This window comes from Streptomyces sp. NPDC031100 (assembly GCF_055570785.1).
The window spans coordinates 174,210-195,910 of record NZ_JBVIGN010000010.1; the positions used below are offsets into that span (position 1 = coordinate 174,210).

A 21,701-nucleotide genomic window follows, 5' to 3' on the forward strand; every position below is an offset into this window, starting at 1 on the left:
CTGCGCCGATTCTGCTCACATACCGCGCGGTATGTCACTAGGGAGGGGCGAAACCGGGCCCTAACGCACCAGCCCCAGCTCCGGATCCTCGCGCAGCTTGCCCAGGGCCCGCGACACCGCCGACTTCACCGTGCCCACCGAGACCCCGAGCACCTCGGCCGTCTGGGCCTCGCTGAGGTCCTCGTAGTACCGCAGGACGACCATCGCCCGCTGCCGCGCGGGCAGTCTGGCGATCGCGCGCCACATGGCGTCGTGCAGCGCCTGCCGCTCGGCCGGGTCCTCCTCGCCGGGCACCGGGTCCGGCTCGGGCAGCTCGTCGCACGAGAACTCGTCCACTCTGCGCTTGCGCCACTGCGAGGTCCGCGTGTTCAGCAGGGCCCGGCGCACATAGCCGTCGAGCGCCCGGTGGTCCTCGATCCGCTCCCAGGCCACATACGTCTTGGTGAGCGCGGTCTGCAGGAGGTCCTCGGCGTCGCTCGGGTTCGCCGTCAGTGAGCGCGCGGTGCGCAGCAGGACCGGCTGGCGGGCCCTCACGTACGACGAGAACGACGGGTACGAGTACGACGGGTACGGGTCGGTCTGCCGCGCTGGTGCGGCGGCGGCCGAGGCGCTGGTGCAGACGGGTGTGGTCATGGCTCCACGCTAGGAGCGGACCCTGCACCGGCGGATCGGCCCCAGGTCCCGAAGCCGGGTCCCCCTCAGGTTGTAGGGGTGGGGTTGCCTCCACCTCCTGAAGGTGGACTACGGAGTGAGCGCATCTGCGGGTTCGCCCCCGAGGACTCAGCCGTCCGCCGCCAGGACCAGCCCCGACGTCGGCACCCCCGTGCCCGCCGTCACCAGGGTCCGGGCCGCCCCCGGTATCTGGTTCACCGCCGTGCCCCGCAGCTGGCGCACCGCTTCCGCCACCCCGTTCATCCCGTGCAGGTACGCCTCCCCGAGCTGGCCCCCGTGGGTGTTCAGCGGCAGCCGCTCCTCGGCCACGAAGTCCGCCGCCTCCCCCTTCCCGCAGAACCCGAACTCCTCCAGCTGCATCAGCACGAACGGTGTGAAGTGGTCGTACAGGATCCCCACGTCCATGTCGGCCGGGCCCAGCCCCGACGTCCGCCACAGCTGGCGGGCCACCACGCCCATCTCCGGCAGGCCCGTCAGATCGTCCCGGTAGAAGCTGGTCATCTGCTCCTGCGCCCGGCCGGCGCCCTGCGCGGCCGCCACGATCACGGCGGGCGGCTGCGGCAGGTCCCGGGCCCGCTCCAGGGACGTCACCACCAGGGCCTGCCCGCCGTCGGTCTCCTGGCAGCAGTCCAGCAGCCGGAGCGGCTCCACGATCCAACGGGAGCCGGCGTGGTCGTCGAGGGTGATGGGACGGCCGTGGAAGTAGGCCGCAGGGTTCGTCGCCGCCCACTTCCGGTCCGCCACGGCCACGTGCCCGAACGCCTCCGGGGTCAGCCCGTAGGTGTGCAGATACCGCTGGGCCGCCATCGCCACCCAGGAGGCCGGGGTGAGCAGCCCGAACGGCAGCGCCCAGCCGAGCGCCACACCCTCCGCCGACGGCTCCCGCTGCTGCACACCCGCGCCGAATCTGCGGCCCGACCGCTCGTTGAAGGCCCGGTAGCAGACCACCACCTCCGCCACGCCCGTCGCCACCGCGAGCGCCGCCTGCTGGACGGTCGCGCAGGCCGCCCCGCCGCCGTAGTGGACGCGGGAGAAGAAGGACAGCTCGCCCATCCCGCAGGCCTGGGCCACCGTGATCTCCGGGCTGGTGTCCATCGTGAACGTCACCAGACCGTCCACGTCGGCAGGGACGAGCCCCGCGTCGTCCAGCGCGGCCCCCACCGCCTCCACCGCCAGCCGCAGCTCACTGCGCCCGGAGTCCTTGGAGAACTCGGTGGCCCCGATACCGACGATCGCCGCCCGGCCGCCGAGGGAGTCCCGGGTGCGCACGCTCATGACGCGGCCTCCCGACCGGGAAGGGTGACGGTCACCGTGCCGGTCACATGCCTGCCTATGGCGTTGGCCCCGACCACGCGCACCGTCGCCGTGTCGCCGTCGACCTCCTCGATCCTGCCGGTCAGCACCATCGTGTCCCCCGGATAGTTGGGCGCCCCCAGCCGGATGGCGACCTTGCGGAGCACCGCCGCCGGACCGAAGTGGTCCGTGATGTACCTGCCCACCAGCCCGTTCGTGGTCAGGATGTTCATGAAGACATCGGGTGAGCCCTTCTGCCGGGCCAGCTCCGCGTCGTGGTGCACGTCCTGGTAGTCCCGGGAGGCGATCGCCCCGGCCACGATCAGCGTGCGTGTGATCGGGATCTCCAGCGGCGGCAGCTCGGCGCCCGCCACCAGCCTCCCGGCGCGGTTCTCATTCCCCATGCGCGATCAACTCCCCCAGTTCCTGAAGCACTTCGGCCCCGCCGCCCAGATAGGCGTCCAGCTGCCGCCCCCACAGGAAGTGCCGGTGCACCGGATGGTCGAGGTCGGCTCCCGCCCCGCCGTGCAGATGCTGGCCCGTGTGGACGACCCGTTGCCCGGCCTCGGAGGCCCACCAGGCGGCGGTCAGTGCATGCGTGGCGTACGGCAGCCCCGCGTCCCGCCGCCAGGCGGCCTCGTACGCCGTCACCCGTATCGCCTCGGTGTCCATGTGGGCGTCGGCAGCCCGGAGTTGGACGGCCTGCCGGGTGGCCAGCGGGCGCCCGAACTGCTCCCTGGTGTTCGTGTGCGCAACCGCCCGCGCCAGCGATCCGGCGCACACCCCGGCCTGGAGCCCGGCGAAGGCGGTGCGGGCGCCGGCGAGGACATCGGCGTAGGCGCCGGTGCCCGGGCCGCCGAGGGGCTCCGCCGGGGCGCGGTCGAGGGTGAGACGGGCCGCGGACCAGGGGGCCGTCAGCTCCACCGGAGTGCTGCCGGTGCCCTCGCCGAGCGGGGCCAGCCAGAGCCGGCGGTCGGTGTCGGCGACCAGGACGTGGGTGGCGTCCCGGAGCCAGGGCACGACGGGGACGGACCCGGTCAGCTCGCCGCGTGCCGAGGCCCGTACACCCCCCTGCGCCGGAAACGCCCCGGCGACCACCACCGAGCCGTCCTCGATCCCCGGCAGCAGGCGCTCCCGCTGCTCCGGGGTGCCGTGGGAGCCGACCGCCTGGAGGCCGTACACGCAGGTCGCCGCATAGGGCACCTGGGCCGTCGTACGCCCCTGTTCCTCCAGGAGCAGCACGAGTCCGAGCAGGCCCAGCTCCGTCACGGCGCCGACCAGGCCCGCCGTGCACAGGGCCTTGAACAGCTCGGGGTCGCTGCCGCTGCCGGCGGCCTTCAGCCGCTCGTGGGTGGCGAGGTCGCCGAAGATCCGCGCGGCCAGGTCACGGGCCTCCGCCTGGGCCTCGGTGGGCGTGAAGTCCATGTCACCCCTCGCCCTCGACGACCCGGAACACCGGCAGGACCAGTGCGCCCTCCTCGTCCTCGTAGGACCGGAACTCCACCCGGACGGGCAGGCCGATGCGGACCTTGTCGTACGGCACCCCCACCACGTTGCTCACCATCCGTACTCCCTCGGCGAGTTCGATCAGGCCGACCGCGTAGGGACCCGCCGCGTCAGCGGCGTGATCGGATTCCGTGAAGGCGGGGAAGGGCGGGTGGTGCATCACCACGTACGAGTAGACCGTGCCCGCACCGCTCGCCTCGGCCGTGTCCCAGTCCAGGCAGCCGCAGGCGTTGCAGCCGGGCAGCCAGGGGTGGCGCAGGGTGCCGCAGCCCGTGCAGCGCTGGATCAGCAGCCGGTGCTCGGCCACGCCCTCCCAGAAGCCCGCGTTGTCCCGGTTGACCACCGGGCGGGGGCGCCGGGGGCGTTTGGCCGGGGGTGTGCGGCGGGCCGGGGCGTACTTGAGGATGCGGAAGCGGTGCGTGCCCGCCGGCTCGCCGTCCACCCGTACATCCATGCGGGTCGTGACGAAGTACCCCGTGCCCAGCTTCGTCGTCTTGCGGTCGGAGACCGACTCGATCACCGCGTCGAACGTGACCTCGTCCCCCGGGCGCAGGGGCCGTAGATACTCCTGCTCGCAGTCGGTGGCCACCACGGACGTACAGCCCGACTCGTCCAGCAGGCCGAGGAGTTCGTCGTAGGCGTCCGTGCGGCCCTCGTGGCCGGAGAGGCCGCCCATCGTCCACGCCTGAAGCATGGTGGGCGGGGCCACGGCGTCCGGCCCCTCGTACGCCGGGTTGGTGTCGCCCATCGCCTCGCACCAGTGCCGGATCATCGGTGCGTTCACCGGGTCCCTGCCCACCCCGGCGACGGCGGCGGGCCGCCCCTCGTACTCCTTGAGCCGCATCCCCACCTCGTCCACCTGCTCGCTCACCTCCGCCCCCTCGTCATCCCGAGCCGCATCGTCGCGACGATCTCCCGCTGCACCTCGCTCACCCCGCCCCCGAACGTGTTGATCTGCGCCGCCCTGTTCAGCCGCTCCAGCTCGCCGCCCTCGAACGCTCCCGGCGATCCCGAGCGGACCAGTCCCGCCCCGCCGACGATCTCCTGACACATGCGATACGTCGCGACAGTCGATTCCGTTCCCGCGAACTTCACCCCGCTCGCCTCGCCGGGGGCCAGCCGGCCCGCCCCCACGTCCCCCACCAAACGCCAGTTGAGCAGGCGCGTTGCCGCCAGCCGGGCATGCACTTCGGCCAGTCGAAAACACACCCACGACTCGTCAATCCGGCGCCTGCCGGTCACCTGATCGGGGGTGCGGGCGGCGGCGAGCGCCGCCGCGTAGAAGTCCTCGGCCTGCATGCCGATGGCGGCGAGGGCGACCCGCTCGTGGTTGAGCTGGCTGGTGATCAGCGACCAGCCCTCGTTCTCGGCGCCGACCAGGTTCTCGGCGGGGACGCGGACACCGTCGTAGTACGTGGCCGTCGTCGTCTGCCCGCCCACGGTCTCGATCGGCGTCCAGGAGAAGCCGGGAGCGTCGGTGGGGACCAGGAGGAGGGAGATGCCCCGGTGCGGGGGCGCGTCCGGGTCGGTGCGGCAGGCGAGCCAGATCCAGTCGGCGTGCTGGGCGCCCGAGGTGAAGATCTTCTGCCCGTCGATCCGCCAGCCGTCGCCCTCGCGCACGGCCCGGGTCCGCAGCGAGGCGAGGTCGGTGCCGGCGCCGGGCTCGGTGTAGCCGATCGCGAAGACCAGCTCGCCGGCGAGGATCCGAGGCAGGAAGTGGGCCTTCTGGCGCTCGCTGCCGTACTTCATCAGCGTGGGGCCGACCGTGTTGAGCGTGACCATGGAGACCGGGGCACCGGCCCGGTACGCCTCGTCGAAGAACACGAACTGCTCGTCCGCACCCCGCCCCTGACCGCCGTACTCGACCGGCCAGCCGAGTCCCAGCCGGCCGTCCGCACCGATCCGGCGCAACAGGGCACGCCCGTCGACGGGTTCGCCGGACTCGGGCAGCACGGTCCGGAAGTAGGCACGGAGTTCGGCACGCAGTCGCTGCTGGCGCTCGGTGGGGGCGAGGTGCACGGCGGGGGCCTCCCGACCTCGTACGAATGACGATTTCTGACTGTCCGTCAGATACTGTCGGGTGTCAAGGTCGGCACGGAACGCGAAAACACCTGCGCGGCGGCACCGAAGTACCGCCGCGCAGACGCGTTACGACCCCTAAGCACACCCCATGAGGACCCTCAGCGAGAGGGGCCTCGGCCGAGACTCACCACAGCTCGGTGAAGTTGACGGCGACGTTCTTGTTGCCCTGTTCGACGGCCGTGAACGCCGAGCCGTTGACCTGGGCGGTGTTGTTCTGGTTCGAGGCGCCGGCGCCGGTCGCGTTCTGCTGGGTGGTGGACGAGTTTCCCTTGTTGTCGTGACCGACACCGCTGCCGATGATGCTCGCCACGCCGGCGTTCGATCCGTTGTCCGCGATGGCGCCGTTGTCCGCGCCGGCGACACCGGTGAAGAGGGCGGCTGCGAGCGGAAGAGCTGAGACGGCGGCGAGAACGCGGGCGGTACGGATGCTTGCCATGCTGTTCCTCCAGAACCAAGCACTGCGGCCCTGAGGCCGGAAGTACGTGAACTACGGCTTGCACCAAGGCAGTTGGCCGACCGCCTCGGCTGTCGTGAACGACGTCGCGCAACCAGAGTTGCCCACCGAATCCCCCACGAACCACCCTGGAAGCCGTGTTTCGCACGCAAGCGTGATGACAAGTCGATAAACCCTCATCGTCATCTTTGGTCATCTCATGGCACAAGTGAGCACAAAACAGAACTTCACCCCTCAAGCACCACAAGAGCTGAATCGTTCCGGCGCTTTTCCGGCCAACCTCCCCGCCCCCGGCGCGTCGCCGCGGACCCCCCTTTCCTTTTTCGAACGCACGTACGAACATGGAGGCATGGCCACCACCGACCGGCAGGCCACGACGCTGGCCCTCGCACACGCCCTGTCAGCCGCCGAACGCGGACTGGCCGTCATCCCCCTGTCCCGGACGAAACTCCCGGCCCTGCGCTCCCCCCACCGCGACGACCCCGCCCCCGCCCCCTGCCACGGCGAGTGCGGCCGCTTCGGCCATGGCGTGTACGACGCCTCGACCGACCCGGTCCGCATCCGCGAGCTGTTCGCCGCCGCGCCCTGGGCCACCGGCTACGGCATCGCCTGCGGGCTTCCCCCGTACCACCTGATCGGCGTCGACCTGGACACCAAGTCCGGCACCGACTCCTCCGCCGCCCTGCGCGAACTGGCCCTGCGGCACCTGTTCACGATCCCCGAGACGGTCGTCGTCCTCACCCCGAGCGGCGGCCGCCACCTGTGGCTGACCGGCCCGGCGGACGTGGTCGTCCCCAACTCGGCCGGCCGGCTGGCCCCCGGCATCGACATCCGGGGCGCCGGCGGCTACCTGGTGGGCCCCGGCTCCCGCACCGACCACGGCGTGTACGCCACCGCGCCCGGCACGGCCCGGCTGGCCCCCGCCGCCTGTCCGCCGGCCCTGCTACGGCTGCTGCTGCCCCCGCCGCGCACCACGCACCCGGCGCCGCCGCCCGCCGGCGACCACGGCCGCGGCCTGGTCCAGTTCGTGATGACCGCACACGAGGGCCAGCGCAACACCCGCCTGTTCTGGGCGGCCTGCCGCGCCTACGAGAACGGCATCGGACCCGCCCTGCTCCTCCCCCTGATCGAGGCAGCCCTCAACACCGGCCTGTCCGAACGCGAGGCCCGCGCCACGATCGCGTCGGCGGCCCGGATGACGGGGCACCGACCGTGAGAGGTGAGCACCGGAAGACCACCGAATGGGGGGTGACTACGGCGTGTAGACCTGCTCGAGTCGGTCGATGGAACCGTCGCCGCCGACCTCGTACTTGAACACCAGGCCGGAGTCGGGGTGCGCCTTGACCCAGTCGATCAACTCCTGCACGCCGATGCGCTTGTTCGTGCTGCTGGCGATGATGGGGTTGGTGGCGGTGACGTACGCGGCCTGGTCCATGGCCCAGCGGCTGTCCTCGCCGCTGACGACGAACGGCTTGCCGTCGCCGTCCTTACCGGGGCATCCCCAGGCGCCGTGCTGGAAGACGAGGTTCACCTTGCCGGTGCTGCCGTCGAGTTCCTCGATGCGGTAGAGGGCGAGCTCGTCGGGGTCGTAGTGGTCCGGGTCCGGTGCCTTGGTGACACAGTCGGCGGCCGGTGCCGGCGTCTTGGCCGGTGCGGGGACCTTGGCGGGGGGCGTCGACGCAGCGCCCCCCGCGCCGGCCGTGCCCCCACCCTTGCCCTTGCCTGTGCCCGTGTCTGTGCCCTTGCTCTTGCCCTTGTCCGTGCCGCCCGGCTTGCCCGGCGCCGAAGCGGCCGTGGCGCCGGCGCTCGGAGCGCCGTCGCCCCCCGTGGCGGTGTCGTCTCCCTGGCACCCCGTGAGCACGGCGGCCAGCGCGACGGCTGCGCACGCGACAACGACGGGTCTGAGGCGATTGGCATTCATCTGGGACGTCCCCCCTGGTCATGAGCGGCCCGACCGGCCGCATCCGGATCCGGACCGTAGCGCCCTCCCGGCGCCACCGCACCACCGGGACGGCCTGTGTCACGGACTCGGGACAATGCCGTCACGGCGCACGGATCATATGACGTGCACAGGCCAGAACCGGAACGTCTCTCCCCTGGGAACGGCAACGGCCCCGGACCGTACGCCGGTCCGGGGCCGTTCAACTACGCGGTGGGTGTGGGATTTGAACCCACGGTGACTCGCGCCACGACGGTTTTCAAGACCTTTCGGCGGCCGGCTGGGGTTCCGGCTCCCCCGCAGGTCAGACGGGTACGAGCACCCCGGCGGAGCCGTCGTCATCGTCGTCGTGCCCGCTGCGTGCCCCTCGCTCGTGATCGTGCCCGCTGAGCCAGGAGTCCGCCGCCTCCGCCACCTGGTCGTCGCGACCGGCGACCGGCCGGGCGTAGTGCCGGGTGGTGACACTCGCGTTCGAGTGGCCGAGCCGATGCGCGGCGGTCATCACGCCGTACCGGTCGGCGACCCACGTGCCGTGCGAGGCGCGGAGATCGTGCGGGGTGACGTCGGTCAGCCCGGCCGCTGCCACGGCGGGGCCGAAGTACGCCGTGCGCGCTACCCGGGCCCTGATGGCGTGCTGCGTGCCGCTGATCGGACTTTCGCCACCTCGACGGACGCGTCGGCTCATTGAGGAACGCCGCACCACCTTCGTCAAGGTCGGCCGGCACGTCCCTGCGGGTGCCCTCGGCGTACAGCAGGGCTGCTGAGAACCATTAATCGACCCTCAGTCAGACGGGGAAATGAGCGCTTGCTTTAAGTCAGAAGTTGCGCGAGATATGAGAGAGGAACTCGTCAGTTTCCATTTCGTGGGTTGATGCACCAACCCTCACAAAGAACCTGTTTTTGTACGAAATGGGCTTGCCGAGTGATCGAGGTTTCATAATCCAAAGGACTTTTCCGTCACAGACGAGCGGGCTAAAGCTGTGCACAAGGTCGGCCGAGAAATCAGAGTCCACGGGGGCGGACTTAATCTTTGCCTGCCATTTGAGCCACCAGGAGTCGATGTCGTGACCCAAGTGAGCGATCTGCTCTTCGGTACCCACTACGTGCTGCCCGTGAATTTCGACCGGAGTCACGCCGAAGAGTTCTGTCGAGCGATGTGCCGCCGATGGTTTGTCTGCGACCCCAATCAGAATGAGACCAGTTGCGTCGCGGCTCCAGTTTGCCATGCCGACTGCCGTCTGCATCACTTCGTCAAAAAGATCCGCATTCTCGGTGGGCGGGTTAGAGAGTACGCAGAATCCTTGCTTAAGCTCGACGAGGGGATCCTCGTTAACTGGGCCCTGCAGGTAACTTTCGATCAGCAGGCGCGCATTGAGCTGCTTGGAAATGCTTTTGGGTTCGGGCTTGAAGAAAGCCTTCTTGATGCGACGCTTCACTTGCGGATAGAGCTTGGCTTTCTCATCCTTGCCCCATGCGCTCCCGCCCGTTGGAATGGCAATGTCACGCCCCCAGAAGTTATCCAATACGTTGCGAACAGCCTCCATTGAGAGGGGCTGCATCTCATCGAGAAAGATGAGTTCGTAGAGGATAGAAAAGACTGCCTGAAACTGCCGTCGCGTGCCCTTCTCGTAGGTCTCCAGGTGGACCATGTGGCGGCCGAGCGGGCCGTGGTCACGCATGGCTTCATCCAGCATCTCGATAACTGCCACGATGCGTTGCTGCAGGTTTTCGACACCAACAGCTATGATGGCCGCGTTAACTTCATCCGGGGAAGCTGACTTGATTTTCCGTGGCAAGCCGTATGCCACGTCTCGATTCTGCCACCCGCTCGTAGGCCAGGGAGTAAGGACGGCATCGAGAACCAAGTCCAAAACCATTTCCTCGTCACCGGATGAACGAATGTCGTCTGCGCCAATAATGTTGTGTCGCGTCCAGAAGATGCGATCGAGATCTAGGCCGTATTCGAGATCTTTCCGCGAGATGGAGAGCTTTTCCATCTCGCTGAGGGTCAGAGTCTCGGCGAATGTTCCGTCGCCCCGGATGGTGGCGCTAGTGCGTCGCACTACGTCTGACAGCGGCCCCATTACACCTGCCTGCCGAATCTCGTGCAGACTCAAGCGTCTTCCGCCGCTATTGATTCGGCGGAACACCTCGTCGATCGACGAGGTTGCCGCGTCGCGATAAGTCGAGACGGGGATTTGATAGTTGGCGATCTCCAAGGATGTCTCGCGCGACATTACGGGTTCTTTTTGACTAAGCTCTCCCGAGTGGAGCTTGGCCAAGGTGTCGCCCGTTGTGGCCAAATCGAAGTATTCACCTTTATATGGATACTTGTTCTCCATGAAGGAGAAAAATGCCTCGAGGCGCTGGAGTCCATCGATTAGCTCAAGGATTTCCACCCCTCCCTTCCTTCTCTGAGCGAGGAGGATTAGTGGGATCGGTAGCTTGTTAACGGCGGAGTCGATGAGCTTTTCCTTTTCGTCGCGCGTCCAGACGAGCTTTCGCTGATAACGACGGTCGACAAGGAGTTTATTCCTGTAGTACTGATTGTAGAGCTGGTGGAGGTTCTGCCCTTGGACGGATAGCTCTGAACTCTGCATGCGTATCACCGTAGTCGACGTGATTGGGGTTGGTCCCGTGCATCACAGAACTGGGCTAGGTGAAATTGCGGCGGTGCGTGCCTGCGTACTGCCTGCTGACCCCGATCAAGCCCGCACTGGTGGATGCGGCCGTCAGCGCAGGTGAGGGGCACACCAGCTGAAGGCAGAGTCCCCACTCCAGTTGCTTCGGGACGAAAGGGTCGTTGCCTCATGTCTCGCTCCCGTGGTTCCGCCGTCGTAGCTTGCTCTAGCGGACGCCATAGAGAAGCGTGGCTGAGGCCAGCGGGGTTTAGCGAGACACACGCGCGCCTGATCGGTCGACAGCCCCCGCCATCGTGGCTGACTGCCCGTTGGCTGGGGTTCAGGCGTGGGTTCGCCGAACGCCGGTGCAGGCGATCAGCCTGCTGCCGCCTTCGGTGAGGAACAACATGAACGTCCAGGAGTCATCGGCAGCCCTGATCTGCCCCAGGCGAACCGGCCGCTGATGCCGGCCGAGCAGTTCCACGATGCGTGCCAGTTTCATGGTCTCGATGCCCCGGCGGCGCGTGTGCCGCAGTCGACGTCCATAGACAAGGGCGTGAGACTCAGCAGACGTAGTCCCGTCACAGACCACGTGGGAACCGCCGCAGCGGAGCGCGGTCAGAGCGGCCACGGACGCCTCGTCGTTGCCCACCAGGAGTCGTTCGAGTTATTCCCGCTCCATGCTGTCCCCCCCCAACCGGGATCCTGCTCTGTACAGCAGCCGGATACAGCAACCACAGCAACCGGCCCCACCCCCGTAGCGTCCCCCTGAGGCTGAAACGCGACCTGTATGACCGTCAATGCTCGATCTCTACAGAGCTACGGATCAGAAGGGCTGGGGGATCCCGTGGGCTTTGAGTGCTTCGGTGTAGCGCTGGAGCTTCGCCCCCAGGTCGGTGTGGAGGAGGCTCGCCACATGCCGGGCCTCCTCCAGGTCGCGAGTGGCACACAGCTCGACGAGCTCGGCCACGTCCCCCTGGAGGAGGTTGAGGGTGTCCCCTTGGATCAGGACACCATGAACCTTGCGGCCCGGGAGGCGCATCACGGCGTCGTTCCCGCCGTCGGTGAACAGCTCGGCCTCTACTCGTTCCATCGGAGCCCCCGTCTCAGTTTCCGTCTCATTCAGCTCGGTTCGCGGGCAGTTCAGAACAGGCCCAGAGCCGCTACGGGCTGAGCTGCCGACCTCGCGCGAACGCAGGTGAACAGCCTCGTACACGGCGCCGTGCAGCATCAACAGACTTGGAAAGCATGTTGGCCAGGTGATGAGAGGGGTGGGGTCTGAGGCCTGCAACATAGCCCCGTGGTGGCTCCCGGAGACCTTTGTGCCCACCCCCCTTGACCGCGGACCTCGAAGGTTCTCTGACCGGTCTCACTCCACAGGAAAGCTAGCAAGGGGCACTGACAACGGCCTGGCCGCAGGGGAGTTGCGGTACAGCAGCGAAGTACAGCAACCGGCAGCGCCCAGCACCAGCCTTCGCAGGCCTCCCGGCAGCCTGTATGGCCTCCACTGACCGATCTCTGTGGAGCTACGGATCAGAATTTCCCCATGCCACAGCCGTGCCAGACCCGGCGGGGAGCCACGGGGGAAGAAGGCGGTGGTCCCAAGTGCCGTGGCGTCCGGTCCTCGCCCTGCGAAGTGGTACCTGTTCACCTTGCACCTCTACCCTGCCGCCCAGGGGGTGTGCATGAGCGACCGAGACCTATCCGTATGACCTCACCGGCGGCACTCTCGTCGTCCTGCCGGAAGGCGGACCGTTTGCAGGCGCAGGTGTGGTGAACCGGATGGCCGAGATCGGAATCACCGTCAGCCACGCCGTCGAGCAGCCCGAGCCGCGTACCGCCACGGCCGAGGAAGCATCGCTCCTGGGCATCCAGAAGGCCGCGCTGGTTACGCACATCCGGCGGACCTACTACAGCGACCACGGACGGCCGGTCGAAACGGCGGACGTCGTGGTGCCGGCCGCGCTGTGCGAGATCGTCTACGAGATCCCGATCAATCGCTGATCGGTCACCCCCACACGGAACTCGCCCGCAGCACGCATCATGACGTGCGTGGGGATCGATGTGGAACTGCACTCGGCTCGGCCGGCGCGTGACTGGAAGAAGGCGCGCCGGACATTCCTGCGAGGGTGCTACGGCCACGCGGACGCGTTGGCCGATGCACTTGGCTCGCTTCTCCATCTCGGCGTCCGCGGTCGGCTTACCGCCGTCGATCTCTACGGGGACACGGTGATGAACGAGCAGGAAGCCGCGGCAGCCCTCAGCGAGTTGCCCGGCCTGAGAGAGCAGTGCGCGGACGATCGACAACGCGCGGCACTGGATAATCTCGCAGCGGTACTGGAACAGTGCGCCGCCACCCCGGGCAGCCACGTATGGTTCGCGGGCGACTGAGGTGCAGGTGCCAGCGCTTACCGCCATGCCCCCCGCGTGCCCCTTCCGTGCCCGATAGAGCGGGAAACCAAGGGGAACAGTGGTGCCGGACGGGCGACGGACATGGCAACGGCCCCCGACCATACGTACTGGTCAGGGGCCGTTTCACCTGGCGGTGGGTGTGGGATTTGAACCCACGGTGACTCGCGCCACGACGGTTTTCAAGACCGTTCCCTTAGGCCGCTCGGGCAACCCACCTCGCCTCCGCCCGCCGGGGGCGAGGCGGGGTACAGCGTACCGGGAGCGGAGCGGGTCGTGGGGCGTGGGCTGTCAGCTGTCGCCCGTCCTGGAGGCCAGGGTGAGGTTCACCGTGTGCTCCTGGCCGTTGCGCGTGTAGGTGATCTTGACCTGGTCGCCGGGCTTGTGGGTCCAGATCTCGCCGATCAGGGTCGGGCCACTGTCGATCACGTTGTCGTCGAGCTTGGTGATGACGTCGCCGGGCTTGAGGCCGGCCTTGTCGGCCGGGCCGCCCGACTCGACCGCGGCGGCGCCGCCCGCGCCCTGCTCGGTGATCTTCGCGCCGCCCGTGGACTCCTCCAGGGAGACGGACGCGCCGATCTTGGCGTACACCGGCTTGCCGGTCTTGATCAGCTGCTGGGCGACGTACTTGGCCTGGTTGATCGGGATCGCGAAGCCGAGGCCGATCGAACCGGACTGGCCGGAGCCGAATCCGCCGTTGCTGCTGGACTGGATCGCCGAGTTGATGCCGATGACCGCCCCGGAGGCGTCCAGCAGCGGGCCGCCCGAGTTGCCGGGGTTGATCGAGGCGTCGGTCTGCAGGGCGCTCATGTACGACGCCTTGCTGGAGGAGCTGCCGTCGCTGGAGGCCACCGGGCGGTTCTTGGCGCTGATGATGCCCGTGGTGACCGTGTTGGACAGGCCGAAGGGGGCGCCGATGGCGATGGTCTCGTCGCCGACGGCCACCTTGTCGGAGTCGCCGAGGGCGAGTGGCTTGAGGTCGGAGGGGGCGTTCTTGAGCTTGATGACGGCGACGTCGTACCCCTGGGCGTGGCCGACGACCTCTGCGTCGTACTTCTTGCCGTTCGGGAAGGTCGCGGTCAGCTTGCCGCCGTCGACGGCCTCGGCGACCACGTGGTTGTTGGTGACGATGTGGCCCTGTTTGTCGAAGACGAACCCGGTGCCCGTGCCGCCCTCGCCGCTGTTGCTCTCCGCCTCGATGGTGACCGTGCTGGGCAGCGACTTGGACGCCACGTTGGCGATCGTGCCGGGGGCGCGCTTGACCTGCGCGGCGCTGCCGTCGGAGGCGGAGACGGTGGTCGAGCCGTTGCTGTCGTTGTCCTTGGCCAGGGTGTAGCCGAGGCCGCCACCCAGGCCGCCCGCGACGAGCGCGGCCACCAGGACCGCCGCGACCAGGCCGCCGCGCCCGCTGCGGGGCTTGGGGGCGGGCTGCTGGTACGAGGCACCCCAGACGGCGCCACCGGAGCCGCCGTCGCCGTAGGAGGGCGTGGCAGGGGGCGGGGGCGGCCAGGAGCCGTCGGGGGCCGGGCCGCCGTAGGGCGTGTGAGCCTCGGGGGCGGCGGGGGCGCCGTACGGCTGGTGGGCGTCAGGGGCGGGGCCGGAGGCGTGCGCACTCTCGGGGGCCTGCGCAGCGGGTGCCGGGTCCTGCTCCGGGGTGCCGGGGGCAGCCTGGGGAACCGGCGGGAGCGGGGTCGTCGGTGCGCCTCCGTCCGGGGCGGAGCCCTCCGGGGAAGCAGGGGGAGAGGCCACCGGCACGGGAGGTGCGGACGGGGCCGGGGGTACCGCGTTGCCCTCGTTCTCGGTGCTCACAGCTCTTCTCCTCGATCCACGGCAGTTGTTCTAGGTCGCACTCGGTCACACTCGGTCATGCTCGTTCGCGCTTGTCGCGGCGTGCAGGTTGGTCGCCCGTGAAGCGTGGGCCCGGCGCGATGCAGCTGGCATGGTTCTGTGTTCCTGTTTGTATGCAGTCAGCTTTTCCCACGGGCCGTCAGAGCACCATAAGCGGTGGCTGTGGGTCCGGGGCCATTCTTTATATAGGATCTTTATTTCAAAAGGTACATAAACGGGCAGGGTGGATGACCCCGTTCGCCGCACGGACGCACCCTCGCGCCCCCTGTACCCCGTGTCGGTGGCACCATGACGCGGTGACCCACGCACCACAGCATCCCATCCAGGTCGTCGCCCACCGGGGCGCCTCGGAGGACGCACCCGAGCACACCCTGGCCGCTTACAAGAAGGCGATCGAGGACGGGGCGGACGCCCTCGAGTGTGACGTACGACTGACCGCCGACGGCCACCTGGTCTGCGTCCACGACCGGCGGGTGAACCGCACCTCCAACGGCCGCGGGGCCGTCTCCGCCCTGGAGCTGGCCGACCTCGCCGCGCTGGACTTCGGCTCCTGGAAGGCGCGCGACGCCTGGCGCGGGCGCGACGAGGAGCCCGACTGGGAGCACCGGCCGGAGGACCCGGCGGAGACCTCCGTGCTCACCCTGGAGCGACTGCTCGAGCTGGTCTCGGACGCCGGACGCCGGGTGGAACTGGCCATCGAGACCAAGCACCCCACACGCTGGGCCGGGCAGGTCGAGGAACGCCTGCTGCACCTGCTGAAGCGGTTCGGGCTGGATTCGCCGCCCTCGGCCGCCGAGTCGCCGGTACGGGTCATGAGCTTCTCGGCGCGCTCGCTGCACCGCGTGCGTGCCGCGGCGCCGACGCTGCCGACGGTCTACCTGGTCCAGTTCCTCTCGCCCCGGCTGCGCGACGGGCGGCTGCCGGCGGGCGTGGGGATCGCGGGCCCCTCGATCCGCATCGTGCGCAACCACCCGGCCTATGTGGAGCGGCTGAAACGAGCCGGCCACCAGGTCCACGTCTGGACCGTGAACGAGCCCGAGGACGTGGACCTCTGCGTCGACCTGGGCATCGACGCCATCATCACCAACCGCCCGCGCGCGGTGCTGCGGCAGCTGGGCCGCTGAGCGCACGGAAGCGGAGCCCAAGAGCCGGGTAAGGACCGGTCCGCCACCCTTGACCCGGACGCCGGACTCGGCCATCCTCCGTTCTCGGCCACACCGATGAAATCCAGCCACACGATGACAGGCCCGTCACAGGGAGTGCTCCGGCGCATTCGCTCCGTATGCGGTCGTTGCGAATGCGTCACCGGAAGAGGATTGGCCGGTTTCCGGTACAGGCCAATGGGGCATCCACACCGTGGCGTGGGGCAAAGGAGGTCTCGGGGGTGGCGTTGGTGGTGGCACAGGAGGTGCCCACGTCGTCGAGCATGGCCGTACCCCATGGCCCTGCGGGCGTGGGGAAGGCGAGACACCGCATGCGTGCGCAGTTGCGCAGGGGCGGCGTATCGGAATCGGTCATCGACGACGCCGTACTGATTCTTTCCGAACTACTGAGCAATGCCTGCAAACACGGGCGGCCCCTGGGCAACGCGCAGGCCGGGGACGGCGATGTGCGTGCCGCCTGGCGGGTGGATCCGCGCGGGCGGCTCATCGTGGAGGTGACGGACGGCGGCGGCCCGACCCGCCCGGCCCCGGCCACCCCGTCGGTCACGGCGCACGGCGGCCGCGGGCTGAACATCATCACGGCTCTCGCCGACGACTGGGGGGTCCGGGACGACATACAGGGCGAGGTGACGGTCTGGGTCCTGGTCAACGAGGACGTGCATGATCCGGATGCCGGGTGCCGTCGCGGCGGTTTCGCTACGCGCGTCACCCATGGCGCGGTTCCGGCCCTGGCCGAACTGGACTTCGCGGACGCGTTCGACGACTTGGACTGAGCCCGGCGGACGCGTTCGACGACCTGGGCTGAGCCCGGCGGACACATTCGACGACCTGGACTGAGCCCGGCGGGTGCGCGAAGACGTGGCCCGCCTGAGCCACGCAGGGGCCCGGAAGTCGTCCACAGGGTCACCCTGTCGGCGTCGCCCGTGTGTCCGTTGTCCACAGGTTCCCGTCGGCCGTGGCGTGAACGGCTAGGCTCGCGCCCGTACCAGACGAGCCGTAACCGGGAGACCCCACGATGGCCAAGAAGCGACCCCAGACGAAGGCCAAGCCGCAGATCACAGACGGGGAGATCCCGGTCGTCGGTGCCCGCGAGCCCTGCCCCTGCGGCAGCGGCCGGCGCTACAAGGCGTGTCACGGCCGGGCCGCCGCGCACGCGGCGACCGAGCTGGTGCACCGCCCGTTCGAGGGGCTGCCGGGCGAGTGCGACTGGGTGGCACTGCGCGAACTGGTGCCGGCCGCCACGGTGGAGCTGACTCTGAGGGCCGGCCTGCCCGAGGGCGTCCCGTCGGTCACGCTGGCCACGGTGCTGCCGATGGCCTGGCCCGCGATGCGCCGCGACGACGGCTCGGTCCTGCTCGGCCTGCAGAACGACACGCCCTCCGGCGACATCAGCCGCGACCTCGCCGACACCCTCCAGCGCGCGCTGGAGGCCGCGCCCGGCACGCCGGTGGAAGGCCGCCGCGCCCCCGTCGACGGTCCGCGGCTGCAGGACCTGCTCGACCCGGAAGGCGCGTTCGAGCCAGTTGTGCACAGCGGCTTCGAGTTCTGGGTGCCGGACGCGGAGAACGCCACCCCGGACGTGGCCGCCTCCCTGGAGCGGGCCAACGCCGCCGCCATCCCGACCGTGAAGCTGTCCGGCGTGGATGCCGCGTACTGGTGCGAGACCCCGGAGAAGAACCACCTGCGCTGGGTCATGCCGCATCCGGAGGAGCAGCTTCTGGACGCTCTGGCCCGGCTGCACGCGGCGGGCCGCTCCAGCCTCGGCGAGGGCACCCGGCTGGTGGGCTCCTTCCGTGCTCACGGCCTCACGGTGCCGGTCTGGGACCTGCCGAGCGGCGTCACGGCCGAGGATGTGGAGAAGCCGGCCGCCGAGTTCGCCGAGCGGCTCGCCACCGCCCTCGCCGCCACCGAGCCGCTCACGGCCGACGAGCGCCGGGCGCGCGGCGGCCTGACCAACCGGCAGGTCACCCTCAGCTGAGGCACCCGGAGCAAGGGCTCACGGCTGACTGGTCGGTCAGCCGTGAGACGCCACCCGAATCAGGTGACTCCTGTCACAACTCCCCGCCGCGACAGAGAATTCGGTGTCCGAATAGCCGAGATCGAATTTGCTAACCGCCGATCTCTTGTTACCGTTCCAGTAGCCCGGTTGCTGGTGCATCCCCCGTCGCCAGCAACCGGGTCTTTCCATGTCCGCGTCCGGTGTACAGCACCGCGCCGCGCGTCAACTCCCGTTCGAGCCCTCGGAGTTGCTGCCCGAGCGCAGCAGCATCCGCCCCTGCGCCCCGCGTTCGGCGAACTCGGCGACGGCCGAGTAGGCGTCCAGCGAACCCTGCGTGCGCTCACGGGGTGTCTCACAGGTGGCGGGTTCGTCGCCGGTGTCCGTGGCGCAGTGCATCTGCACGGTCCGGCCGCCCGGCCCCATCAGGCTCAGCACGGGGTCCACGGTCTTGCCGGTGGCGTTGCGGTAGTAGGTGCGTGCCCAGGTGTCCTCGCCCTGCGTGAGCACACAGGTCTGCGCCTCGACGCCCTCGGGGGAGGTGAGTTCGGGTCCGCAGCGCGCGGCGGTGGCCAGGCCCAGGCCGAGCAGCAGCGGGGAGCGCGTGGGAGCGACGGAGGGCATCTCCGCGTCGCCGTCCGAGGAGGACGACGTGGACGAGGACGATGACCGAGACGGCTTGGACGTTTTGGTCGACTTGGACGGCTTGGGCGACGGTGCGTGTCCAGCGTGCCGGTCGTCCGCTCCCGGAGGTCCCGCGGAGTCGCCCACCTGCCCCGCGGACGCCACGGCCAGCGGCAGCACGACCGCGGCCACCACGACGCCCATGAGGGCATACAGACGAACCCTTCGGGGGTCCGGCCCGTCGCCGTGTGGCGACCGAATGCCGAAACCCCCACAAATGCGCAGCATGTAGCGGAAGATAACGACCGCGGGCGGGAATCGGGCCCCGCCCGCGCCCGACACCCCTACAACTCGGGTGCGCTCACACCCGTACGAGTGAGGGCGTCGACGACGGCGTCCACCACGGCCTCCACGTCGGGCACCCAGGGCGAGGCCGAGCCGGGCAGCGGGGCGCGCTCCCAGCGGATGGCGCCCTGGCCGGTCTCGGAGGGCGGCAGGGCGAGGTAGCCGCCCTGGCCGTGGAAGCGCAGCGAACCGGGTACGAAGTCCTTGGCGTAGAGCAGCTCGCCGAGCTGCTCCATGGAGTACGGCTTGACGAGCACCGCCCAGCGGGTCGGCGCGGCGATCACCGGACCGAGGCGCATGCCCCGCCGGTCGAGCAGATCGAGGGCGCGGGACGCCGCGAGCGCCGGCAGGCTGACCGCGCAGGGCGCGTTGCCTCCGGTGGCGAGGATGATCGGCGCGGCCGGCCGGTTGGTCCACCACCAGCGCACCATGCGCGCGTCGGTGGTGGCGGCGAGCAGACCGGGGTCGAAGGGGTGCGCACCGGGCACCGTGCACTCCGGGTCGGGGCAGGCGCAGCGGGCCCGGCCCTGCGGGTCCGGGGCCACGCCCGGGAGTACGGGCCACTGCCATTCCGTCGCGAAGGTCAGGGCCGCGCTGATCAGCTCAGGCCTCCCGCCTTTCCGCCTGGACAGGAGCCTGCGTCGCCTTCCGAGGATCTCGCGCATGAGCGCTCGTTCCTTTCCGTTGCACCGCTGGCAACACCGTGGACCACATCACACCATGTGTCGATCACTTCACTGTGCGTACCTGTTGGCGCATCACACCCCTGCGTACGACAAGGGGAACCCCAAGGGGTCGAGCGTTGGCCGCGTCCATAGTGCGTCCATCAAAAGCACGGGTGCGGCATGGGGGTGGCGAAGTCTGGCGTTTTGCCGTCGCGCGTATTTCTCTCCGCCTCCGCCACGGGAGGATGGGGCTCGGCCGTCGGTGGCTATGACGCCCGGGTCCGTCGCCAGGTTCCGGGTGGCCCCCAACCACCCCTGGCCTTCTCCGAGTACGTACCCATCACGACCGCTGTGACGCTCCGTGGAGCAAGCCCAGTCGACCGCAATGAACCGATACCTGAGGCAGTTTTAAGCCAACTTGGCGGTAAGGCAAGGGTTTCGGAAGAAACCCACATCAGACCCATGGACACCAGGAATCCCTGCAGGACAATGCTGGACATCCCCTCACGAGTGCGTGTACATGTGGAGACACTGCTAGCGGCGCAGAATGACATGGGGGTTTGCGATGCTTCTGAGCAATACGCACCGGTCTGAGAGCCGGACGCCATGAACGCCCCGCACCCTCCGAAAGTGGCTGGAATCGATCCAACGGTCCCCACGCCCGCACACACTGTCGCGCCCACATCCCCCGCCCCGGGCGCCGTCCCCTCCCCGGACCCCGCACGCCCCGTCACGAACCCCCCTGCCCCCACCGGCCCCGCCCCCGGCACCCTGCTCCAGGACCGGCTGGCCGGCTGGGTCTCGGACCTCACGACCCTCCACGAACTCACCGAGCGCCTGTCCCGCACGGACGCACTCGAGCCTGCTCTCGACGAGCTGCTGCGCGCCGGATCCGCCCTCGTCGGCGCCCGCCGCGGCCTGGTCGTCCTGGAACCGGGCGACGGACTCGGCCCCCGTACCACCATCGGCCTCGGCCTCGGCCGCGCCGACCTCGGCCACATGGAGACCGTGCCGCGCGGCTCCCTGCCCTACGGCACCCTCCTCGACAAAGGCAGCGGCGCCGGCGCCGAGATCGTGCACGCCGACCTGCTCGCCGAGGACGGCCTCGACCCCCGCCACCGCGAGGTGGCCGCCCGCCTCGGCTACGCCGCCAGCTACGCCCTCCCCCTGACCACCGAGTCCGCAGGCCGCCTCGGCGCCGCCGTGTGGCTGTACGACGAGCCGGCCGAACCGGACAAGCACCGCCGCCACCTCGTCGGCCTGTACGTCCGCCACGCCGCCGAACACCTCGCACGGCTGGTGGAAGTCGAGCGCACGCGCGCGTGCGTGGCGACGATCACCGAGGAACTGCTCCCCTCCCGGCTGCCGCGGGTGGCCGGCGTCCAGCTCGCCGCCCGGCACCGCACCGGCCCGCGCGGCGGCGGCGACTGGTACGACGCGCTGCCGCTGCCCGACGCCGCCCTCGGCCTCTCCGTCGGCTCGGTCACCGGCTCCGGGCCCAGCGCGGTGGCCGCCATGGGCCGGCTGCGCGCCTCCCTGAGGGCCTACGCCGTGATGGAGGGCGAGGACCCGGTCGCCGTCCTGTCCGACCTGGAGCTGCTGCTGCGCCTGACCGAGCCCGCCCGCTCGGCCACCGCCCTGTTCGCCTACTGCGAACCGGCCCTGCGCAAGATCACCCTGGCCGGCGCCGGGCACAGCCCGCCCCTGCTGATCGGCGAGCGGCGCACCGAGTTCGCCGAGACCTCCGTCTCCGCGCCGCTCGGCATGCTCGCCTGCTGGGAGGCGCCGAGCGTGGAGATCCAGGCGGAGGCCGGGGAGACCGTCCTGCTCTACACCGACGGGCTGCTGCACCGTACCGGCGACCCCATGGACCGCGCCTTCGCCCGGCTGCACACGGCCGCCGGGAGCATCCCGCGCACCCTGCGCCGCGACCCCGGGGCCATCGCCGACCACGTACTGCGCACCGTCCTGCCGGACGGCCTGGACACGGCGGACAGCCGGGAGGACGTGGTCCTGCTCGCGGTCCACTTCGACTGAGAGCGCTTTCACACCGCCTGGCATGGGCGGTCATATCAGGTCTTCCA

20 protein-coding genes, 1 tRNA gene and 2 pseudogenes are annotated in these 21,701 nt (G+C 69.6%); 7 read left to right on the forward strand and 16 right to left on the reverse strand.

Annotated elements, in window-relative coordinates; genetic code table 11:
• Nucleotides 1–60: 60 nt before the first annotated feature.
• The 7 genes from ACZ5DS_RS27310 to ACZ5DS_RS27340 form a co-directional block, all read right to left on the reverse strand.
• Nucleotides 61–633, reverse strand: coding sequence for a SigE family RNA polymerase sigma factor (locus ACZ5DS_RS27310; protein WP_468243348.1), 573 nt, complete (start codon nucleotides 631–633; stop codon nucleotides 61–63).
• A 147-nt stretch (nucleotides 634–780) separates the two neighbouring features.
• Complete coding sequence (locus ACZ5DS_RS27315) at nucleotides 781–1,947, reverse strand: lipid-transfer protein (protein ID WP_468243351.1); 1,167 nt, start codon at nucleotides 1,945–1,947, stop codon at nucleotides 781–783.
• Nucleotides 1,944–2,369, reverse strand: coding sequence for a MaoC family dehydratase (locus ACZ5DS_RS27320; RefSeq protein ID WP_468243353.1), 426 nt, complete (start codon nucleotides 2,367–2,369; stop codon nucleotides 1,944–1,946). The genes ACZ5DS_RS27315 and ACZ5DS_RS27320 overlap by 4 nt, the downstream gene beginning before the upstream one ends.
• Nucleotides 2,359–3,390, reverse strand: a complete 1,032-nt coding sequence (locus ACZ5DS_RS27325; RefSeq protein ID WP_468243355.1) for an acyl-CoA dehydrogenase family protein — start codon at nucleotides 3,388–3,390, stop codon at nucleotides 2,359–2,361. Before ACZ5DS_RS27325 ends, ACZ5DS_RS27320 begins: the two co-directional genes overlap by 11 nt.
• A 1-nt stretch (nucleotide 3,391) precedes the next feature.
• Nucleotides 3,392–4,315, reverse strand: a complete 924-nt coding sequence (locus ACZ5DS_RS27330) for a bifunctional MaoC family dehydratase N-terminal/OB-fold nucleic acid binding domain-containing protein (protein ID WP_468243797.1) — start codon at nucleotides 4,313–4,315, stop codon at nucleotides 3,392–3,394.
• A gap of 23 nt (nucleotides 4,316–4,338) precedes the next feature.
• Nucleotides 4,339–5,490, reverse strand: coding sequence for an acyl-CoA dehydrogenase family protein (locus tag ACZ5DS_RS27335; protein WP_468243358.1), 1,152 nt, complete (start codon nucleotides 5,488–5,490; stop codon nucleotides 4,339–4,341).
• Nucleotides 5,491–5,677: 187 nt separating this feature from the next.
• Complete coding sequence (locus tag ACZ5DS_RS27340; protein ID WP_468243360.1) at nucleotides 5,678–5,989, reverse strand: hypothetical protein; 312 nt, start codon at nucleotides 5,987–5,989, stop codon at nucleotides 5,678–5,680.
• 367 nt (nucleotides 5,990–6,356) lie between these two features.
• Between ACZ5DS_RS27340 and ACZ5DS_RS27345 the strand changes: the two genes are divergently transcribed.
• A complete protein-coding gene (locus tag ACZ5DS_RS27345) occupies nucleotides 6,357–7,223 on the forward strand; it encodes a bifunctional DNA primase/polymerase (protein WP_468243362.1) in 867 nt (288 codons plus the stop codon).
• 36 nt (nucleotides 7,224–7,259) lie between these two features.
• On the opposite strand, the gene ACZ5DS_RS27350 is transcribed toward ACZ5DS_RS27345, so the two are convergent.
• The 5 genes and pseudogenes from ACZ5DS_RS27350 to ACZ5DS_RS27370 form a co-directional block, all read right to left on the reverse strand.
• The gene (locus ACZ5DS_RS27350) at nucleotides 7,260–7,928 is read right to left on the reverse strand and encodes a hypothetical protein (RefSeq protein ID WP_468243364.1); all 669 of its coding nucleotides are present in this window, start codon (nucleotides 7,926–7,928) and stop codon (nucleotides 7,260–7,262) included.
• Between the two features lie 322 nt (nucleotides 7,929–8,250).
• Nucleotides 8,251–8,556 (reverse strand): annotated as a pseudogene (locus ACZ5DS_RS27355) (tyrosine-type recombinase/integrase); the annotation flags it as partial.
• Between the two features lie 205 nt (nucleotides 8,557–8,761).
• Nucleotides 8,762–10,546: a GmrSD restriction endonuclease domain-containing protein gene (locus ACZ5DS_RS27360; protein ID WP_468243366.1), complete on the reverse strand. Its 1,785-nt coding sequence runs from the start codon at nucleotides 10,544–10,546 to the stop codon at nucleotides 8,762–8,764.
• Between the two features lie 361 nt (nucleotides 10,547–10,907).
• The gene (locus ACZ5DS_RS27365; RefSeq protein ID WP_468243368.1) at nucleotides 10,908–11,069 is read right to left on the reverse strand and encodes a hypothetical protein; all 162 of its coding nucleotides are present in this window, start codon (nucleotides 11,067–11,069) and stop codon (nucleotides 10,908–10,910) included.
• A 324-nt stretch (nucleotides 11,070–11,393) separates the two neighbouring features.
• A complete protein-coding gene (locus tag ACZ5DS_RS27370; protein WP_468243370.1) occupies nucleotides 11,394–11,660 on the reverse strand; it encodes a DUF6959 family protein in 267 nt (88 codons plus the stop codon).
• Nucleotides 11,661–12,256: 596 nt separating this feature from the next.
• On the opposite strand from ACZ5DS_RS27370, the pseudogene ACZ5DS_RS27375 reads away from it, so the two are divergent.
• Together ACZ5DS_RS27375 and ACZ5DS_RS27380 are read left to right on the forward strand one after the other, a co-directional pair.
• Nucleotides 12,257–12,571: pseudogene (locus ACZ5DS_RS27375) on the forward strand (UTRA domain-containing protein); the annotation flags it as partial.
• A 39-nt stretch (nucleotides 12,572–12,610) separates the two neighbouring features.
• Nucleotides 12,611–12,958 carry a hypothetical protein gene (locus ACZ5DS_RS27380; RefSeq protein WP_468243372.1) on the forward strand — a complete coding sequence of 116 codons (348 nt, stop codon included), beginning with the start codon at nucleotides 12,611–12,613 and terminating at the stop codon, nucleotides 12,956–12,958.
• 149 nt (nucleotides 12,959–13,107) lie between these two features.
• Here ACZ5DS_RS27380 and ACZ5DS_RS27385 read toward each other — a convergent pair.
• Both ACZ5DS_RS27385 and ACZ5DS_RS27390 read right to left on the reverse strand, forming a co-directional pair.
• A tRNA-Ser gene (locus ACZ5DS_RS27385) sits at nucleotides 13,108–13,195 on the reverse strand.
• Nucleotides 13,196–13,267: 72 nt separating this feature from the next.
• The gene (locus ACZ5DS_RS27390) at nucleotides 13,268–14,785 is read right to left on the reverse strand and encodes a S1C family serine protease (protein WP_468243375.1); all 1,518 of its coding nucleotides are present in this window, start codon (nucleotides 14,783–14,785) and stop codon (nucleotides 13,268–13,270) included.
• A gap of 335 nt (nucleotides 14,786–15,120) precedes the next feature.
• On the opposite strand from ACZ5DS_RS27390, the gene ACZ5DS_RS27395 reads away from it, so the two are divergent.
• The 3 genes from ACZ5DS_RS27395 (at nucleotide 15,121) to ACZ5DS_RS27405 (ending at nucleotide 17,965) form a co-directional block, all read left to right on the forward strand.
• The gene (locus ACZ5DS_RS27395; RefSeq protein WP_468243377.1) at nucleotides 15,121–15,948 is read left to right on the forward strand and encodes a glycerophosphodiester phosphodiesterase; all 828 of its coding nucleotides are present in this window, start codon (nucleotides 15,121–15,123) and stop codon (nucleotides 15,946–15,948) included.
• 173 nt (nucleotides 15,949–16,121) lie between these two features.
• The gene (locus ACZ5DS_RS27400; protein WP_468243379.1) at nucleotides 16,122–16,760 is read left to right on the forward strand and encodes an ATP-binding protein; all 639 of its coding nucleotides are present in this window, start codon (nucleotides 16,122–16,124) and stop codon (nucleotides 16,758–16,760) included.
• A gap of 242 nt (nucleotides 16,761–17,002) precedes the next feature.
• On the forward strand, nucleotides 17,003–17,965 hold the full coding sequence (locus ACZ5DS_RS27405) for a DUF5926 family protein (protein WP_468243382.1): 963 nt from the start codon (nucleotides 17,003–17,005) through the stop codon (nucleotides 17,963–17,965).
• A 243-nt stretch (nucleotides 17,966–18,208) separates the two neighbouring features.
• Here ACZ5DS_RS27405 and ACZ5DS_RS27410 read toward each other — a convergent pair whose 3' ends face one another.
• Together ACZ5DS_RS27410 and ACZ5DS_RS27415 are read right to left on the reverse strand one after the other, a co-directional pair.
• Nucleotides 18,209–18,811: a hypothetical protein gene (locus ACZ5DS_RS27410; protein WP_468243384.1), complete on the reverse strand. Its 603-nt coding sequence runs from the start codon at nucleotides 18,809–18,811 to the stop codon at nucleotides 18,209–18,211.
• A 140-nt stretch (nucleotides 18,812–18,951) separates the two neighbouring features.
• Nucleotides 18,952–19,617 carry a bifunctional DNA primase/polymerase gene (locus ACZ5DS_RS27415; protein ID WP_468243386.1) on the reverse strand — a complete coding sequence of 222 codons (666 nt, stop codon included), beginning with the start codon at nucleotides 19,615–19,617 and terminating at the stop codon, nucleotides 18,952–18,954.
• Nucleotides 19,618–20,223: 606 nt separating this feature from the next.
• Here ACZ5DS_RS27415 and ACZ5DS_RS27420 point away from each other — a divergent pair.
• The gene (locus tag ACZ5DS_RS27420) at nucleotides 20,224–21,654 is read left to right on the forward strand and encodes a PP2C family protein-serine/threonine phosphatase (protein WP_468243389.1); all 1,431 of its coding nucleotides are present in this window, start codon (nucleotides 20,224–20,226) and stop codon (nucleotides 21,652–21,654) included.
• The last annotated feature ends 47 nt before the right edge of the window (nucleotides 21,655–21,701 follow it).

Excerpts from the sequence above, each read along its gene's own strand:
- ACZ5DS_RS27415 (WP_468243386.1), bottom strand. The coding sequence starts at position 19,617 with ATGCGCGAGATCCTCGGAAGGCGACGCAGGCTCCTGTCCAGGCGGAAA.
- ACZ5DS_RS27310 (WP_468243348.1), bottom strand. The coding sequence starts at position 633 with ATGACCACACCCGTCTGCACCAGCGCCTCGGCCGCCGCCGCACCAGCG.
- ACZ5DS_RS27410 (WP_468243384.1), bottom strand. The coding sequence starts at position 18,811 with ATGGGCGTCGTGGTGGCCGCGGTCGTGCTGCCGCTGGCCGTGGCGTCC.
- ACZ5DS_RS27360 (WP_468243366.1), bottom strand. The coding sequence starts at position 10,546 with ATGCAGAGTTCAGAGCTATCCGTCCAAGGGCAGAACCTCCACCAGCTC.
- ACZ5DS_RS27365 (WP_468243368.1), bottom strand. The coding sequence starts at position 11,069 with ATGAAACTGGCACGCATCGTGGAACTGCTCGGCCGGCATCAGCGGCCG.
- ACZ5DS_RS27350 (WP_468243364.1), bottom strand. The coding sequence starts at position 7,928 with ATGAATGCCAATCGCCTCAGACCCGTCGTTGTCGCGTGCGCAGCCGTC.
- ACZ5DS_RS27320 (WP_468243353.1), bottom strand. The coding sequence starts at position 2,369 with ATGGGGAATGAGAACCGCGCCGGGAGGCTGGTGGCGGGCGCCGAGCTG.
- ACZ5DS_RS27325 (WP_468243355.1), bottom strand. The coding sequence starts at position 3,390 with ATGGACTTCACGCCCACCGAGGCCCAGGCGGAGGCCCGTGACCTGGCC.
- ACZ5DS_RS27400 (WP_468243379.1), top strand. The coding sequence starts at position 16,122 with ATGCGTCACCGGAAGAGGATTGGCCGGTTTCCGGTACAGGCCAATGGG.
- ACZ5DS_RS27330 (WP_468243797.1), bottom strand. The coding sequence starts at position 4,315 with ATGCGGCTCAAGGAGTACGAGGGGCGGCCCGCCGCCGTCGCCGGGGTG.
- ACZ5DS_RS27420 (WP_468243389.1), top strand. The coding sequence starts at position 20,224 with ATGAACGCCCCGCACCCTCCGAAAGTGGCTGGAATCGATCCAACGGTC.
- ACZ5DS_RS27345 (WP_468243362.1), top strand. The coding sequence starts at position 6,357 with ATGGCCACCACCGACCGGCAGGCCACGACGCTGGCCCTCGCACACGCC.
- ACZ5DS_RS27405 (WP_468243382.1), top strand. The coding sequence starts at position 17,003 with ATGGCCAAGAAGCGACCCCAGACGAAGGCCAAGCCGCAGATCACAGAC.
- ACZ5DS_RS27340 (WP_468243360.1), bottom strand. The coding sequence starts at position 5,989 with ATGGCAAGCATCCGTACCGCCCGCGTTCTCGCCGCCGTCTCAGCTCTT.
- ACZ5DS_RS27370 (WP_468243370.1), bottom strand. The coding sequence starts at position 11,660 with ATGGAACGAGTAGAGGCCGAGCTGTTCACCGACGGCGGGAACGACGCC.
- ACZ5DS_RS27315 (WP_468243351.1), bottom strand. The coding sequence starts at position 1,947 with ATGAGCGTGCGCACCCGGGACTCCCTCGGCGGCCGGGCGGCGATCGTC.
- ACZ5DS_RS27380 (WP_468243372.1), top strand. The coding sequence starts at position 12,611 with ATGACGTGCGTGGGGATCGATGTGGAACTGCACTCGGCTCGGCCGGCG.